The sequence below is a fragment of the Oleiphilus sp. HI0086 genome (assembly GCF_001635225.1).
Window position 1 is genome coordinate 1 of sequence record NZ_LWFZ01000514.1, and the last position, 409, is coordinate 409.

Annotated in this window: 1 protein-coding gene; it reads right to left on the minus strand. The window is 47.9% G+C overall.

The genetic code is table 11. The annotated features are described in order from the left end of the window. Nucleotides 1-409: FAD-dependent monooxygenase (locus A3756_RS06350; RefSeq protein ID WP_197481218.1), on the minus strand; the 409-nt coding region annotated here is incomplete at both ends.

Below are 409 nucleotides of genomic sequence, written 5' to 3' on the forward strand. Positions count from 1 at the left end.
CCAGGGAACGATAATCCAAACCCTGCTTTACTGACTCATCAATATAAGCCAAGAAGGCCGCCACACCACGAATGGCCAAATTAAACCCTTGCCCTGCGACAGGATGTAAACTATGCGCGGCATTACCTAAGAGCAACACACCGGCCCGACATTGCTCTTCAGCTCTGACTAATTTCAACGGATAACTTACCCGTTCACCACAGCGTTCAATCGGACCTAGCCGCTCACTGAAACTCTCTTCCAAAGCTTTACAAAATTCAGCATCGCTCATATCCAAATGTGCCTGTATCTCTTTTTCGTCATGTGTCCAGACCAGTGCACAATCAGACTCCCTCAAGGGCAACATTGCCAATGGGCCTTTCTTAGTGAAGCGCTCAAACGCAACACCTTCATTTGGCAATGCAGTACT